We start from the raw sequence: 14,997 nt of genomic DNA on the forward strand, positions 1-14,997 counted from the left end.
AGCTTCGGTCATGGATTCGGTGCGCCCACTCTCGCACGTGTTGCATGCAACGTGCAAGAGTGGGCGACCGAGATCAGCCCGCCATGTAGAGGCCGCCGTTCACATCCAGCTGCGCGCCGGAGACGAAGGCGGCGTGATCCGAGAGCAGGAAGGCGACGGCGGTCGCCACCTCCTCGGGGCGGCCGTTGCGGCGCAGCGCGGTCTGCTGCTCCCACGTCTCGCCCTGCTGCGAGATCGCGGTCTCGGTCATCCGGGTGGCGATGATGCCGGGCGCCACGCAGTTCGCGCGGATGCCGCGATGGCCGAGCTCGAGCGCGAGGCTCCGGGTGAAGGCGACGACCGCGCCCTTGGTCGCCGCGTAGTGCGCGTGCCGCGCCGAGCCGCGCTCGCCGGCGATGGAGGCGAAGTTCACGATCGAGGCGCGATCGTTGAGCACCGGGAGGAGCGCGCGGGTGAGGGAGAACACCGCGTCCAGGTTGATCGTCATGGTGCGGCGCCACTGCGCCTCGGTCATGTCGGCGAAGGCCACCTCCTCGTAGATGCCGGCGGCCGGGGCGAGGCCGTCGACGCCGCCGAGGGCCCGCGCCGCCTCGACGAGGGCGTCGACGACGCCGGCATCGGCGATGTCGCCGGCCACGGCGCGGATGCGCTCGGGCGCCGCGAGGTCCGCGGCGAGCGCCTCGAGCCCGGCCGCGTCGAGGTCGTGGAGGACGAGGCTCGCGCCGTCCGCCACGAGCATCCGCGCGAGGGCGGAGCCGATGCCGCCGGCCGCGCCGGTGATGACGATGGTCTTGTCGCTGAAGTCGTAGGTCATGTCGTGCTGCTTCCTATCGCTCGTCGGGGTACCACTCGCCGGCCACGGTCATGCCGCCGTCGACCATCAGGGTGTGGCCGGTCACATAGCTCGCATCGGGGCCGAGCAGCCACGCGATGGGCTTCGCGATCTCCTCTGCGCCGGCGAGGCGCCGGACGGGGATGCGCTGCTCGAGCGGGGCGGTGTCGAGCTCGCCGCGCTCCTTGAGCATCGCGGTGGAGGGCGTGAGCACGTACCCGGGGCCCACCGCGTTGACCCGGATGCCGTGCGCGGCCCATTCGACCGCGAGCGACTTGGTCAGGCCCACGATGCCGTGCTTGGCGCTGTTGTAGCTCGCGCGCCGGGGCATGCCGAGCACGGCGGCCACCGAGGCGAGGTTCACGATCGCGCCGCGCGTCGCGGCGAGGAGGTCGTGCGCGGCGCGGCTCGCGCGGAGGGTGCCGCCGAGGTGGATGTCGATGAGCCGCCCCCAGTCCTCGTCCTCGAGCTCGGTGGTCGTCGCCGGGCTGAAGTTGCCCGCGCAGTTCACGAGTCCGTGCAGGGCGCTCTCGGTCTCGGCGATCGACGCGAACGCCGCGTCCACGGAGGCGCGGTCGGTGACGTCGGTCGCGACGCCCCGGGCGCGGTCGCCGAGCCGGCCGACCGCCTCGTCGAGCGTGTCGGGGCGCAGGTCCAGCAGCACGACGCGGGCGGCCGGATCCTGCGCGAGCCAGTGCGTCGCGGTCGCGAGGCCGATGCCGCTCGCGCCGCCGGTCACGGCGAGGACGCGGGGAGGGGTGGGTGCGGTCAAGTGGGACTCCTTCGTCGGGGGCGGTCGGGATTCGTGCACGGGCGCCGCGGCCGCGTCGTCGCGGGCGCCCCGGGGCCGGCCGGCGGGCGGGACCGCGTCCGGGCGGATGCGGGTGCAGAGGACGAGTGTACGTTTTGGATCCTAAATCACGGAAATCGAAGGTTGTTCCGGAATACTGGATGCGGGGCCGAAGGCGGCCTCGCACGGGCGAGGGACGGGGGAGCGATGGCACTGCAACGCGCCGGCAACGAGGGGGAGCGCATCGCCGCGGCGCTGCGCGAGCGCATCCTCAAGGGCGAGCTCAAGCCCGGGCAGCGCATCCGGCAGGAGGCGGTGGCCGAGCGCTTCGACTCGAGCAGGATGCCCGTGCGGGCGGCGCTGCAGCAGCTCGCCGCCGAGCAGCTCGTGGTGCTGGAGCCGCGGGTCGGCGCCCGCGTGGCCGAGCTCGACGCCGAGGAGTTCATCCGCATCTACCGGCTGCGCGAATCGCTCGAGCCGCTCGTGGCGCGGGTCTCCGCGGAGCGCATCACGGATGCGCAGATCGCGAGGGTGCTCGCGCTCGCGGAGGAGCTCCACGCCGTGACCGGCATCCCCGAGCGGCTCGACGAGTTCCACCGCGTCGACCGCGCGTTCCACCTCGCGACCTACGCGGGGGCCGACTTCCCCGGGTACCTCGACCGGATCGAGCAGCTGAGCAACCGCGCCCAGTGCTACCGCTTCGCGATCGTGCCCGGCTTCCTCGAATCCGACTTCACCGCGACGATCGCGGATCATCAGCTCATCTGCTCGTACCTGGCGGAGCGCGACGGGGAGGGGCTCGGCGAGATGGTGCGGCTGCACATCCGCCGCACGAGGCGGATCGCGGAGCGGAGCCCGTGGCTGCACGAGCCGCGGCCGGCGGGCCTGCGGGGCCGCCGGTACTGACTCCGCCGGGCGCATGGGTTGACCGCACCCGCCGGGGGTGGTTTCATATATCGAAATGAGTGCTGCATGCAGCGAATGGATCCAAAGCAGGGTCCTAGCCGCTCCCGCACTCCCGCCGACCCACACCGAAAGGTCTCGACGACGATGTCCTGGTGGCCCCGAGCCCGAACCGATTCCCAGTACCTGAGCCCCGCCAAGGTGATCGGCGGCGAGGGCGCGGCCCAGCGCCTGCCCGAGCTGCTCGACCGGCTCCCCGGCTACGACGGCGGCGCCGTGCTGCTCGCCGTCGACGACGCCGTGGCGGACGCGGGGCACATCGACCCCATCCGCGCCTCGCTCGAACAGGCGGGTGCGACCGTGCTGCAGCGCGGCGGATTCGGCGCGGAGCCGACCGCCGAGATCGTCGACGCCATCGCCCGGGAGGCCCGCGAGGCCGGCGCCGCCGCCGTGATCGGCGTGGGCGGCGGCTCGGTGCTGGACTCCTCGAAGATCATCGCGCTCATCCTCCGCCACGGGGGCGCCTCGGCCGACTGGATCGGCCCGGTGGACCCGACCCTCGAGCTCGCGCCGCACATCCTCATCCCGACCACGGTGGGCACCGGCTCCGAGGCGACGAACATCGCGATGGTGACCGTCGACGGGGCCAAGCGCGCCAGCATGTGCGACCGCTACGTGCCCCCGGTCGCGGTGCTCGACCCGCTGCTCGTGGACTCGCTGCCGCCCCGCATCATCGCGGCGACCGGGCTCGACGCCCTCGCGCACGCGGTCGAGGCGCTCATGTCCACCAAGGCGTCGATGCTCTCGGCGCACGCCTCCTTCCACGCGATGGAGCTGCTCGTCGCGAACCTCGAGCGCGCCTTCGAGGGCGACCGCGAGGCGCTCGGGCTGACGATGTGGGGCTCCCACCTCGGCGGCCAGGCGCTCAACGCGGGCGTCGTGGTCGGCCACTCGATCGCCTACACCTTCGCCCACGCCACCCCGATGCCGCACGGCGTCTCGTGCGCGCTCGCGCTGCCCTACTGCATCGCCTACAACCAGAACATCGACGAGCGGCTGGCCCGGCGCATCGCCCTCGCCCTGACCGGCGGCGAGAGCGGCTCGCTCCGCGACGCGGCGGAGGCCGTGCAGGCGCTCGCGCGCCGGATGGGCCTCCCGACCACGCTCGCGGAGGCGCGCATCGGCGCCGAGGAGGTGGACGGGATGGCGAGCTACTGCAACGCCGAGTACCAGCGCCCCACCAACCCGGAGCCCATGGACGAGCCGCGGCTTCGCGACCTGTTCGCGGCCGTCGAGACCGGCGACCTCGACCGCGCCTTCGCCGTCACCGCGCGCTGACGCGCCACCGCCCCCGACCATCCGGCGCCGCGCCGCGGCCGACCGGCACCGACGATCGATGGAGATTCGAACGCCATGACCGCACGTCACCTGAACAACCTCGTCGACGGCCAGTTCGTCGACGCCTCGAGCGGCGACCGCATCGAGGTCGCCGACCCCTCGACGGCGGGCGCCGTCGTGGGGAGCGTGCCCTCGATGAGCGCCGCCGACCTCGGCCCCGTCTTCGACGCCGCCGCGCGCGGTGCGAAGACCTGGCGCGCGGCCGACGGCCTCGCGCGCGGAGCCGTGCTGCTCGCCGCCGCGAGGATCATGCGCGAGCGCGCCGAGGAGCTCCGCGACACGATCGTGGCCGAGCTCGGCAAGACGCGGGCCGACGCGGCCGGCGAGGTCGAGAAGTCCGCGCAGTTCCTCGAGTTCTACGGCGGCATGGGCCGCGACGAGTTCGGCGGGCTGCTGCACGACGGCCGCGAGCACACGGTGGCGATGCGCATCGTCGAGCCGCTCGGCGTCGTCGTGCTGATCACGCCGTGGAACGACCCGCTGCTCACCCCGTGCCGCAAGCTCGGCCCGGCGCTCATCTCCGGCAACGCCGTGGTGATCAAGCCGGCCACGGTCACGCCGCTCATCGTGCTCAAGCTCGCCGAGATCCTGCACGAGGCGGGCCTGCCCGCGGGCGTGCTCGGCACCGTCACCGGCCGCGGCGGCGAGATCGGCGACGCGCTGCTCGAGCACGAGGCCGTCAAGGCGGTCTCCTTCACCGGCTCGACCGAGGTCGGGCTGGGCCTGCAGCGGCAGCTCGCGGGCCGCAACATCCGCATCCAGACCGAGATGGGCGGCAAGAACGCCTCGGTGATCATGGCGGACGCCGACCTCGACGTCGCGATCCCCACCGTCGCGGCGGGCGCCTTCGGGCAGGCCGGCCAGCGCTGCACCGCCACGAGCCGGCTGCTCGTGCAGCGGGAGGTCGCCGACCGCGTGCGCGAGCTGCTCGCCGAGCGGGTGCGCGGCCTGGTGGTGGCGCCCGCCGACGGCGAGGGCGTGACGATGGGGCCGGTCGTGGACTTCCGCGCCCAGGAGTCCATCCGCGCGCACGTCTCGCGGGCGCTCGAGGAGGGCGCCACGGTGGTGGCCCGCCGCGAGCTCGAGGGTCCCGCAGCGGCCGAGGGCGCCTTCGTCGAGCCCACCCTGCTGGACATCTCGACCGAGCACGAGATCTGGCGCGCCGAGGTGTTCGGCCCGGTCCTCGGCATCGTCGAGTTCGACACGCTCGACGAGGCGATCGACGCGGTGAACGACTCCGCCTACGGGCTCTCCTCCTCCATCTTCACGACGAGCCTCGCCGCCTCCGGCGAGTTCGTGGCGGCGGTGGACACCGGCCAGGTCTCGGTGAACCAGCCCACGAGCGGCTGGGACATCCACCACCCCTTCGGCGGCTTCAAGGACTCCGGCTCGGGCTACAAGGAGCAGGGCCGTGTCGGGCTCGAGTTCTACACCCGCGTCAAGACCGCCGCGATCCGCACCCGCTAGGAGTTCCCGATGACCGAACCCACCTCACTGCACGACCGCTTCTCGCTCGAGGGGAAGACCGCGCTCGTCACCGGCGGCAGCCGCGGCCTCGGCTTCGGCATGGCCCGGGGCCTCGCGGACGCCGGCGCGCGGGTCGTCCTCGTCGCGCGCACCGAGGCGGCCGTCGAGGCCGCCGCGCGGGAGATCGACGGCCTCGGCATCGCCTTCGACGTGAGCCGCACCGACGCGGTCGCCGAGCTGGTCGACCTCGCCGAGGAGGCGGCGGGCGCGCCGATCGACCTGGTCGTGCACGGCGCCGGCGTCCAGCACCGCGAGGAGGCCGAGTACTTCTCGGCCTCGGAGTGGGAGCGGGTCGTCCGCGTCAACCTCACGGCGCCCTTCGCGCTCAGCCAGGAGATCGGCAGGCGCCAGCTCGAGGCGGGCCGCGGCGGCAGCCACCTCTTCGTGGGCTCCCTGACGAGCCTCATCTCGATGCCGAACATCGCCGCGTACACCGCCTCCAAGTCGGGCATCTACGGCATCACCCGCCAGCTGAGCACCGAGTGGTCGGGCCGCGGCATCCGCGCCAACGCGATCGCCCCCGGCTACTACCGCACCGAGCTCACCGAGGCGGTGTTCTCGGACCCGAAGCGCTACGAGGAGATGCTCGCGCGCATCCCGATGGGCCGCTTCGGCGACCCCGACGAGCTCGCCGGGGCCGCGGTCTTCCTGCTCTCGGACGCCTCGAAGTACCTCACCGGACAGCTCATCGCCGTCGACGGCGGCTGGACCGCGGCCTAGCCGCGCCCGCCGCCCATCCACCGATCACCCCCTATTCGAACAACGGAGTTCCCATGTCACTACGGGATACCGCCTTCTCCAGGCGCGATCTCTTCCGCTTCGGCGGGCTGGCGTCGCTGGCCGCGATCGCCGGGCCGTCGCTCGCGGCCTGCGCCTCTCCCGGCACCACGGACGACGTCCTGCGCATCGGCGTGCTCATGCCGCTGAGCGGCACCAACGCCCTGCTCGGCCAGAGCTCCTGGGAGGGCGTGCAGATGGCCGTCAACGAGCGCAACGAGCGCGGCGGCGTCGGCGGCAAGCGCCTCGAGGTCGTGCTCGCCGACGTGCCCGACGTCAACACGGCCGTGAGCGAGGCCCGCCGGCTGGTGTTCAACAACAACATCAAGCTCGGCCTCGGCACCTACGGCTCCGCCCTCTCGACGGCGGCGAGCGAGGTCTTCGCCCGCACCGGCAACTCGTTCGTCGAGCTGGGCGCGGTCGCGGCCGAGATCACCCAGCGCGGCTACGACCGCGTGTACCGCATCAACGCGGCCTCGGACAAGATGACGCAGCAGGCGCTGCGCTTCGCCGCCGAGTACCTCGCGCCCCAGCTCGGCAAGCCGCCGGCGGACCTGAACGTGATGATGGTCTATGAGGACTCGAACTACGGCCAGTCGGTGACCGCCTCCGCGGAGGCGGCCGCGACCGAGCACGGGATCACGATCTCGGAGCACGAGGCCTACTCGGCCAAGCAGACCGACCTCTCCTCCACGGTCGCGCGCATCAAGGCCGCGCAGCCCGACGTCGTGGTCGCCGTCTCCTACGCGGCCGACGCGGTGCTCCTCGGCCGGCAGATGCGCGACGCCGGCGTGAAGGTCGGCGCCTTCATCGGCTGCGGTGGCGGCTACACGCTCTCCGAGTTCCGCGAGGCGCTCGGCGACATCGCGGACGGGGTCTTCGACGCCGACTTCCCGCAGCCGCTCATCAACCCCGACGCCGCGCCCGGCATCGAGGAGTTCCTCGACCGGTACCAGCAGGCCTACGGCAAGATGCCCGACGCGGGCTATCCGCAGGTCAACTACACGGGCGCGAGCTGGGTGTTCGACATGCTCGACTCGCTCGCGGGCGACGACGACCCGGACCGCTTCCACGAGGCCGCGACCTCGTTCAAGGCGCCCGTCGGCTCCTCGGTCGCCGCGTGGGGGTACGAGCTCGACGAGCACAACCAGAACACGCTCGCGGACCACTACATCATGCAGTGGCAGGACGGGGAGCTGCGGACGGTCTTCCCGTCCGAGGTCGCCGTGGCCGAGCCGCAGCTCATCACCCCCTTCGGAGCGTGATCCCCACCATGGAATTCCTCATCCAAGCACTCGTCTCCGGGCTCCTGCTCGGCGGCGTCTACGCCCTCATCGCGGTCGGCCTCAACATCATCTTCGGCGTCGTGAAGGTCACGAACTTCGCGCACGGCGAGCTCGTCATGATCGCGATGTACGCCACCTGGTTCCTGTGGACCACGTGGCACATCAACCCCTACGTGTCGCTGTTCATCGTCACCCCGCTCATGTTCCTCTCCGGCGTGGTGCTGCAGAAGGTCGTGCTCGAGCCGATGCAGGACTCCTCGGCGAACATGAAGATCTTCGTGACGCTGGGGCTCTCGGTGTTCCTGCAGAACCTCGTCCTGTTCATCTGGGGCGGCCAGTTCCGCACGGTCTCGGTGGGCTGGGCGGAGCAGTCGCTCGCGCTCGGGCCGATCTCCACGACCAACGGCCGGCTGCTCGCCTTCGTCGTCGCCATCCTGCTCGTCATCGGGCTGTTCTGGATGATGAAGCGCACGATGGTCGGCAAGGTGCTCGGCGCGATCGCCGAGGACCGCGAGACGGCCCGGATGCTCGGCATCCCGGTCCGCCGCTTCTACCTGCTCGCGATGGGCCTCGGCGCGGCGATGACCGGCGTGGCCGGGGTGCTGATCATCCCGTTCCAGGCGGCCTATCCGCTGGTCGGGGCGCACTACACGCTCATGGCCTTCGTGGTCGTCATCCTCGGCGGCCTCGGCAACATGACCGGCGCGCTCATCGGCGGCCTGCTGCTCGGCGTGATCGAGACCCTGACCGGCGCCTACATCGACCCCGCGCTGCAGCAGGTTGCGGTGTTCCTGGTCTTCATCATCGTGCTCATCGTTCGGCCGCAGGGCCTCTTCGGCGGGTCTGCACGCAACGCGGAAGTGGGGCTGAAGTAAATGTCGAAACGCAACATCATGCTGCTCGCGATCGCCGGAGCGATCGCCCTGCTGCTGCCGCTGGTCGTGCACGACCAGTACATCCTGCACATCGCCGTCGTGACGTTCATCTACATCGGCATCACCGTAGCCTGGAATCTCATGGCCATCGGCGGCACGCTCTCGCTCGGCCACGCGGCCTTCTTCGGCGTCGGCGCCTACACCGTGGCGATCCTCTACGTGGACTACGGCGTCAACCCCTGGATCGGCATCGCGGCGGGCATGGTCATGGCGGGGCTCGTCTCGCTGCTGCTCGCGATCCCGCTGCTGCGGCTGCGGGGGCCGTTCTTCACGCTCTCCTCGCTCGCCTTCGTCGAGATCCTGCGCCTGCTCGCGATCTGGGCCACCGAGCTCACCAACGGCTCGGTCGGCATCACGACGCCGCCGGACCAGGGCTTCGCCTTCATCTCCTTCGAGCGCCGCGAGCCCTACTACTTCATCATCCTGGCCTTCGTGATCCTCACGGTCGCGTTCTCGGTCTGGCTCTACAACTCGCGCACCGGCTACCACCTGCGCGCGATGAAGATCGACGAGGAGGCGGTGCGCGCCCTCGGCGTGCGCAGCAGCGGCCTCAAGGTCGGCACGATGATCATCTCGGCCGCGATCACCGGCGCGTTCGGCGCCTTCGCCGCGCTGTACTTCTTCGTGATCGAGCCGGAGACGCAGTTCTCGATGACGCTGTACTCGGTGCAGCCCGCGCTGAACGGCATCATCGGCGGCATGGGCACGGTGGTCGGCCCCATCATCGGCGCGATCATCATGACCCCGCTCGGCGAGTGGCTGCGCACGTCCTTCGCAGGCGTCCAGGGCCTCAACTTCATGATCTACGGCCTCGCGCTCATCCTCATCGTGCGCCTCATGCCCGGCGGCCTCGTGGACGGCTTCCAGAAGGTCGTCCGCCGCTTCCGCAAGAAGGGCGGCGCGGCGAAGGCGCCGGAGTCCGAGGCCGTTCCCGCAAAGAAAGGTGGTGAGCAGGAATGAGCGAACCGCTCCTGCTCCGCGTCGACAACGTCTCCAAGCGATTCGGCGGCGTGAAGGCCCTCGACGGCATCTCCCTCGAGGTCGAGCCGAACGAGATCATCGGCATCATCGGCCCCAACGGCGCCGGCAAGACCTCGTTCTTCAACATCATCTCGGGCCTGTTCTTCCCGGACGAGGGCACGATCGAGTTCGACGGCAAGGACGTCAGCAGGCTCGACATCGCCTCGCGGGCCCGGGCGGGCGTGGGCCGCACCTTCCAGGTGGTCCGGCCGTTCACGGGCATGACCGTGGTGGAGAACGTCATGGTGCCGCTGCTGGTCAACCATCCGTCGACCCGTCGGGCCAGGGCCCGCGCGCTCGAGCTCCTCGAGGATCTCGGCATCGCCGGCCTCGCCGACCTGCCCACCGAATCCCTCACGCTCGCGATGCGCAAGCGCGTGGAGGTGGCCCGGGCGCTCGCGACCGAGCCGAAGCTGCTGCTGCTCGACGAGGTCCTCGCGGGCCTCAACAGCCGCGAGGCGATGGAGGTGCTGCCGTTCGTGCACCGCGTGCGCGAGCGCGGGGTCGCGATCCTCATGATCGAGCACATCGTGGCGGCCGTGACCGAGGTGTCCGACCGCATGCTCGTGCTCGACCGCGGCAGCGTGCTCGCCGAGGGGTCCCCGCAGGAGGTCGTCACCGACCCGAAGGTGGTCGCGGCCTACCTCGGCAGCAAGCACCAGGCCGACACGGTGGCCACGCGCATCATCGACGAGGCCGAAGAGCTCGGCAGGCCGTAGGACGAGGAAGGACCACTCATGCTCGAAGTCAAGAACGTATCGGCCTACTACGGCGATGCGCAGGCGCTCGAAGACGTCTCGCTCACGCTGCCCGACACCGGGATCACGGCCTTCCTCGGGCCCAACGCGGCGGGGAAGACCACCACGCTCAAGGTCATCTCGGGCCTCATCAGGCCCGCGAGCGGCTCGGTGTGGTTCGAGGGCGAGGACATCACGAGGCTCACGCCGATGAAGCGCGTCGACCTCGGCATCGTGCAGGTGCCCGAGGGGCGCAAGCTCTTCGGCTCCCGCACGGTCGAGGACAACCTGCTGCTCGGCGGGTACACGAGCCGCAAGGACGGCAAGACCAAGGAGCGGCTCGACTACGTGTACGAGTGCTTCCCGCGGCTGCTCGAGCGGCGCACCCAGGAGGCCGGGCTGCTCTCCGGCGGCGAGCAGCAGATGGTCGCGATCGGGCGCGGGCTCATGGCGCGCCCGAAGGTGCTGATGATCGACGAGATGTCGCTCGGCCTCGCGCCCGTCGTGGTGGAGCAGATGTTCGAGCTCATCGGCAGCATCGCCACGAGCGACATGTCCGTGCTGCTCGTCGAGCAGCACGTGCAGAACGCCCTCGAGGTCGCGAACGTCGGCACCGTCATCGAGGGCGGCCAGACCCGCCTGACGGGCACCGCCGAGGAGCTGCTCGCGAGCGACGTCGTGCGGGAGTCCTACTTTGGCGGCTGACGTGCGGGCGGTGCGGCTGCGGTCGCGGACGCCGTGGGACGTCGCCGTCGAGGAGACGGCGCGCCCCGAGCCGGGCCCGGGGCAGGTGGCCATCCGCACCGAGGCGGTGGGGCTCTGCGGCAGCGACGTGCACGCGGTGCGCGCCGATGCCGGCTACGAGTGGGTGCCCGCCGGGGTCGTGCTCGGCCACGAGGCGGTGGGCACGGTCCTGTCGGGCCCGCTCGCCGGCACGCGCGTGGTGCCGATCTCGATCGACGGCTGCGGCGCCTGCGCGGACTGCCGCGCGGGCGACACCCACTACTGCGCCGACCGGGACTGCGCCGGCATGCACTTCGACGGCGGCCTCGCCGAGGTCTTCGTCTACCCCGCCGACCGGCTGCACGTGCTCGCGGACCAGTCGCTGCCCGCCCCGGTGGCCGCGCTGCTCGAGCCGGCCGCGGTCGCGGCGCAGGCGCTGAGCCGGCTCGGCGGCCCGCTCGCGGGCCGGCGCATCGGCATCAGCGGGCCGGGCGCGATCGGCCTGCTCTCGGGCGCGCTGGCGCTCTTCGAGGGCGCCGAGGTCACGATCGTCGGCCCGCCCGAGGGGGCGGAGTCGCGGATGGCCTCGGCGCTCGCCCTCGGCATGCGCCCCGACACAGGCGAGACCGGCTTCGACTACTGGCTCGACGCGTCGGGCGCGGGGATCGCGGTCGCCGCCGCGCTCCCGCGCATCCGCCGCGGCGGCGCCATGGTCGTGCCGGCGATGTTCCCCCGCCCCGTGGAGCTCGACTTCAACCTCCTCGTCCGCGGGCAGGTGCGGCTGCAGGGCACGTACGCCGCGGTGCGGGAGGACTACGCCCGCGCCGAGCGCATGCTGAGCGCGCGGGCCGGGGACCTCGCCGGGATCGTCGAGGAGTTCGCGCTCGAGGACGCGGTGACGGCGCTCCGCAAGGCCGCGGCCGCGGAGGTGGTCAAGCCCGTCGTCGTGCTCTGATCCTCGCGGCGCCCCGCCGCGGAGCCCGTGCCCGGTGCCGGCCTCTGCGGCGATTCCCGATGCCCGGGGCTTTGCTATCGGACTCGCGGATGAGGACTATTCGCGAATACGGATATCGATTCCTTGACTCTCGCCCTCGGGGTGCGAACTATTGAATGCGTAGGCAGAGCCGTTATCGGATTTCGTGACGAATTCGAATGGATAACGGCCGTATTCGTAATTCCTGAAGAAGCGAGAATCATGTCGAACGCGAGCCAGTCCGTGAACAACCCGGAGGCGGGCGGCCCCGCCCCCTCGTCGCCGAGCGGGTGGCGGAGGCGATGTCCGAGCGCTCGGCCGCGACCTTCGGCGTCATGGGCAACGGCAACGCGTTCGTCGTGGGCTGGCTCGTGCGCCACGGGCATCGCTACGTCAAGGCGAGGCACGAGGCCGGCGCGATGTCGATGGCGCAGGGGTACTACCTGGCCACCGGCGAGATCGCCACCGTGACGACCACGTACGGCCCCGGCTACACGAACATCCTCACGGTGCTCGCCGAGGCGGCCGTCGCGCGCACGCCCATGGTGGTCGTCGTGGGGGAGGGGCCGCGCGTCAAGCGGCCCTTCGACGTCGACCAGGCCATGGCGGCCCGCGCGATGGGCGTCGACACCCTCACGGTCGCCGCGGACGACGCGGCCGCGCTCACGCGCCGCGCCTTCGAGCTGGCGGCGCGGGACCTCAAGCCGGTCATCGTCTCCATCCCCTACGACATCGCGGAGACCCCGGCGGCGCCCGAGCGCGCGGTCGATCCGGTCGAGCCGCGGCCGAAGGCCCCCGTCGCGGAGGCCGACGTGGCGCGCGTCGCCGAGCTCCTCGCCGCGGCCGAGCGCCCGCTCGTGATCTCGGGCCGGGGCGCGCTGCTGTCCGGCGCGGCCGAGGCCGCGCACCGGCTCGGCGACCGTCTCGGCGCGCTCTTCGCGACCTCCGTCATGGCCCGGCGCGCGGTGCCCTCGGAGTGGGACCTCGGGATCGCCGGCGGCTTCGCCACGCTCGGCGCGGCGGCGCTCATGCGGCAGGCGGACGCGGTGCTCGTGCTCGGCGCATCGATGAACACCTTTCAGATGCGCTACGGCACGCTGCTCTCGGGCGCGCGGCACGTCGTCCAGGTGGACGAGCGCGAGGCGGCCACCAGCCCCCTCGTCACCGAGTTCGTCCGCGCCGATGCGCGCGACTTCGCGGAGCGGCTCGCGGAGGCGGTGCCGCGCGCCTCGGGGGAGACCTGGCGCGACCGCGTCCCCGGGGTGGCGGACGGCTCGATCCACGCGCCCGAGTCGCTGCCCGAGACGGATGCGGAGGGCCGCATCAACCCGCGCGCGCTGGCGCTGCGCCTCGATGAGCTGCTGCCTGCCGAGCGCACGATCGTGCAGGACGGCGGGCACTTCCTCGGCTGGCTCGCGATGCACGGCAGCGCGCCGGACCCCTACGGCCTGCAGCACCCGGGGCTCGCCTTCCACTCGATCGGGATGGGCTTCCCCTCGGCGCTCGGCGCGAGCATCGGGCGGCCCGACCGGCTCACGCTCCTGACCTGCGGCGACGGCGGCGGCATGATGACGCTGCCCGACCTCGAGACGCTCGTGCGGGAGGCCGAGCGCGCCGTCGTGGTGGTGTTCAACGACGCGGCCTACGGCATGGAGGTGCACCAGTACGAGCACCGCGGCATCAGCGCGGAGCCCATGGTGTTCGAGGACGTCGACCTCGCCGCGGTGGCCCGGGCGTTCGGGGCGGAGGCGCACACCGTCACCGAGCTCGGGCAGCTCGACCGCCTCGGCGAATGGCTCGCCGCCGGGGGCGCCGGCACGCTCTTCTTCGACGTGAAGATCTCGGGCCGGTTCGTCGCGGAGTACGTGGCCGAGAAGGTCGAGCACGAGGCGGCGCGCGCCGCGGACTAGCGCGGCTCGAGCATGGTGGCCGGGATGGGCTCCGCGAGGATGCGCTCGAGCACGAGCCGGGTCGCCGCCGACTGGTAGCGATCCGGATCCCACCACACGCCCACGCTGCGGCCGTCGTGCTCGCGTCCCGCGCGGCGCGCGTGCAGCCCGGTCGTATCCGAGACCTCCATCGCGAGGGCGTTGATGAGGCCGATGCCGAGCCCGGCCTTCACCATGTTCACGACGGTCTGGGGCTGCTCGGTCTGCTGCGCGAACTCGACGTCGATGCCCCAGTCGTCCACCACCCGCCCGATCTCGGGCTCGATCTGCTTGCCGGGCCGGCCGATCGAGATGATGCGCCGCCCGGCCAGGTGCTCGGGGGCGATCGGCTCGGGCAGCTCGAGCAGCTCGTGCCCGGGCGGCAGGACGACGACGAAGGGCTCCTGCCACAGCACCCGGTGGGCGAGCTCGAGCTCGGGCTGCACCGGCCAGGAGTTGCGGATCGCGATGTTGATGGTGCCCGCGAGCAGCTTGTCGGTGAGCGCGTTCGTCGTCCCCTCGGTGAGCTGCACCTCCACCTGCGGATGCGTCTCGCGGAGCTTCGCGATGATGCCGACGAGGAAGCCGGCGCTCGCGCTCACGTGGCCGCCGACGACCACCACGCCCCGGATCTCCTCCGAGAGGTTCGCCACGGCCTCGCCGCCGTCGTCGAGGGACTGCAGGGCGCCGCGGGCGAAGGGGAGGTAGGCCTCTCCCGCGTCGGTGAGCTGCACCGGCCGATGGCGCCGGTCGAACAGCGTGGCGCTGAGGGTGCGCTCGAGCGCCGCGACGTGGGCCGAGACGCGCGACTGCGAGCGGTGGAGCGCGAGCGAGGCGTCGGAGAAGCTCCGGTGCTCGGCCACCGCGAGAAACGATTCCAGCCATTCGAGTTGTTCGTCGCGTCTGCTCATCGCCTCGTCGCTGCTTTCGGATTGGGAATTCGGACTATCCGAATGCTAGCAACTCAGTATCCGGGAGACGACGGCGGTGAAAACCCGATATCTTGTTACGCTCGCTGCAAGGTCCGATTCAATGCGCAAATCAATTGCGGGGCCTCATGATCCGAACACAATGAAGTGGAGGCTATCGATGTCTGAGCAGCGTGGAAAACGGGGCTCTTCACGAACGAGGGTGTAGTCGAGGTCTGAAACCGCCGGCTTCGAGCAGA

At 71.6% G+C, this 14,997-nt stretch carries 14 protein-coding genes; 11 read left to right on the top strand and 3 right to left on the bottom strand.

Features of this window, described 5'->3' with window-relative positions:
* Positions 1 to 73: 73 nt before the first annotated feature.
* Positions 74 to 814 carry an SDR family NAD(P)-dependent oxidoreductase gene (locus FM112_RS15650; RefSeq protein WP_087009302.1) on the bottom strand — a complete coding sequence of 247 codons (741 nt, stop codon included), beginning with the start codon at positions 812 to 814 and terminating at the stop codon, positions 74 to 76.
* 13 nt (positions 815 to 827) lie between these two features.
* Positions 828 to 1,604 (bottom strand): SDR family NAD(P)-dependent oxidoreductase, encoded by a 777-nt coding sequence (locus FM112_RS15655; RefSeq protein WP_087009304.1) that lies wholly within the window; start codon positions 1,602 to 1,604, stop codon positions 828 to 830.
* 225 nt (positions 1,605 to 1,829) lie between these two features.
* Between FM112_RS15655 and FM112_RS15660 the strand changes: the two genes are divergently transcribed.
* The 11 genes from FM112_RS15660 (at position 1,830) to FM112_RS15710 (ending at position 13,811) form a co-directional block, all read left to right on the top strand.
* Entirely contained in the window at positions 1,830 to 2,528 is a 699-nt protein-coding gene (locus FM112_RS15660; RefSeq protein WP_087009307.1) for a GntR family transcriptional regulator, read from the top strand.
* Between the two features lie 144 nt (positions 2,529 to 2,672).
* A complete protein-coding gene (locus FM112_RS15665; protein ID WP_176386879.1) occupies positions 2,673 to 3,863 on the top strand; it encodes an iron-containing alcohol dehydrogenase in 1,191 nt (396 codons plus the stop codon).
* Between the two features lie 75 nt (positions 3,864 to 3,938).
* Positions 3,939 to 5,390, top strand: coding sequence for an aldehyde dehydrogenase (locus FM112_RS15670; protein WP_087009311.1), 1,452 nt, complete (start codon positions 3,939 to 3,941; stop codon positions 5,388 to 5,390).
* Positions 5,391 to 5,399: 9 nt separating this feature from the next.
* A complete protein-coding gene (locus FM112_RS15675; RefSeq protein WP_087009314.1) occupies positions 5,400 to 6,170 on the top strand; it encodes an SDR family oxidoreductase in 771 nt (256 codons plus the stop codon).
* A gap of 53 nt (positions 6,171 to 6,223) precedes the next feature.
* Positions 6,224 to 7,492, top strand: a complete 1,269-nt coding sequence (locus FM112_RS15680) for an ABC transporter substrate-binding protein (RefSeq protein ID WP_087009316.1) — start codon at positions 6,224 to 6,226, stop codon at positions 7,490 to 7,492.
* Positions 7,493 to 7,500: 8 nt separating this feature from the next.
* Positions 7,501 to 8,388: a branched-chain amino acid ABC transporter permease gene (locus FM112_RS15685; RefSeq protein ID WP_087009344.1), complete on the top strand. Its 888-nt coding sequence runs from the start codon at positions 7,501 to 7,503 to the stop codon at positions 8,386 to 8,388.
* Positions 8,389 to 9,408, top strand: coding sequence for a branched-chain amino acid ABC transporter permease (locus tag FM112_RS15690; RefSeq protein ID WP_087009319.1), 1,020 nt, complete (start codon positions 8,389 to 8,391; stop codon positions 9,406 to 9,408). It abuts the gene before it with no gap.
* On the top strand, positions 9,405 to 10,187 hold the full coding sequence (locus tag FM112_RS15695) for an ABC transporter ATP-binding protein (protein ID WP_087009322.1): 783 nt from the start codon (positions 9,405 to 9,407) through the stop codon (positions 10,185 to 10,187). Before FM112_RS15690 ends, FM112_RS15695 begins: the two co-directional genes overlap by 4 nt.
* Before the next feature lie 18 nt (positions 10,188 to 10,205).
* Positions 10,206 to 10,910, top strand: coding sequence for an ABC transporter ATP-binding protein (locus FM112_RS15700; protein ID WP_087009324.1), 705 nt, complete (start codon positions 10,206 to 10,208; stop codon positions 10,908 to 10,910).
* A complete protein-coding gene (locus FM112_RS15705; protein WP_087009326.1) occupies positions 10,900 to 11,883 on the top strand; it encodes a zinc-binding dehydrogenase in 984 nt (327 codons plus the stop codon). Before FM112_RS15700 ends, FM112_RS15705 begins: the two co-directional genes overlap by 11 nt.
* A 308-nt stretch (positions 11,884 to 12,191) precedes the next feature.
* The gene (locus FM112_RS15710) at positions 12,192 to 13,811 is read left to right on the top strand and encodes a thiamine pyrophosphate-binding protein (protein ID WP_087009328.1); all 1,620 of its coding nucleotides are present in this window, start codon (positions 12,192 to 12,194) and stop codon (positions 13,809 to 13,811) included.
* On the opposite strand, the gene FM112_RS15715 is transcribed toward FM112_RS15710, so the two are convergent.
* Positions 13,808 to 14,740 (bottom strand): LysR family transcriptional regulator, encoded by a 933-nt coding sequence (locus FM112_RS15715; protein ID WP_087009330.1) that lies wholly within the window; start codon positions 14,738 to 14,740, stop codon positions 13,808 to 13,810. The two genes, FM112_RS15710 and FM112_RS15715, sit on opposite strands and share 4 nt — an antisense overlap.
* Positions 14,741 to 14,997 lie beyond the last annotated feature (257 nt).

Source organism: Gulosibacter sp. 10 (genome assembly GCF_900163695.1).
In the GTDB taxonomy this organism is placed as follows: Bacteria; Actinomycetota; Actinomycetes; order Actinomycetales; family Microbacteriaceae; genus Gulosibacter.

Excerpts from the sequence above, each read along its gene's own strand:
- FM112_RS15670 (WP_087009311.1), top strand. The coding sequence starts at position 3,939 with ATGACCGCACGTCACCTGAACAACCTCGTCGACGGCCAGTTCGTCGAC.
- FM112_RS15700 (WP_087009324.1), top strand. The coding sequence starts at position 10,206 with ATGCTCGAAGTCAAGAACGTATCGGCCTACTACGGCGATGCGCAGGCG.
- FM112_RS15695 (WP_087009322.1), top strand. The coding sequence starts at position 9,405 with ATGAGCGAACCGCTCCTGCTCCGCGTCGACAACGTCTCCAAGCGATTC.
- FM112_RS15660 (WP_087009307.1), top strand. The coding sequence starts at position 1,830 with ATGGCACTGCAACGCGCCGGCAACGAGGGGGAGCGCATCGCCGCGGCG.
- FM112_RS15680 (WP_087009316.1), top strand. The coding sequence starts at position 6,224 with ATGTCACTACGGGATACCGCCTTCTCCAGGCGCGATCTCTTCCGCTTC.
- FM112_RS15685 (WP_087009344.1), top strand. The coding sequence starts at position 7,501 with ATGGAATTCCTCATCCAAGCACTCGTCTCCGGGCTCCTGCTCGGCGGC.
- FM112_RS15650 (WP_087009302.1), bottom strand. The coding sequence starts at position 814 with ATGACCTACGACTTCAGCGACAAGACCATCGTCATCACCGGCGCGGCC.
- FM112_RS15665 (WP_176386879.1), top strand. The coding sequence starts at position 2,673 with ATGTCCTGGTGGCCCCGAGCCCGAACCGATTCCCAGTACCTGAGCCCC.
- FM112_RS15715 (WP_087009330.1), bottom strand. The coding sequence starts at position 14,740 with ATGAGCAGACGCGACGAACAACTCGAATGGCTGGAATCGTTTCTCGCG.
- FM112_RS15690 (WP_087009319.1), top strand. The coding sequence starts at position 8,389 with ATGTCGAAACGCAACATCATGCTGCTCGCGATCGCCGGAGCGATCGCC.
- FM112_RS15675 (WP_087009314.1), top strand. The coding sequence starts at position 5,400 with ATGACCGAACCCACCTCACTGCACGACCGCTTCTCGCTCGAGGGGAAG.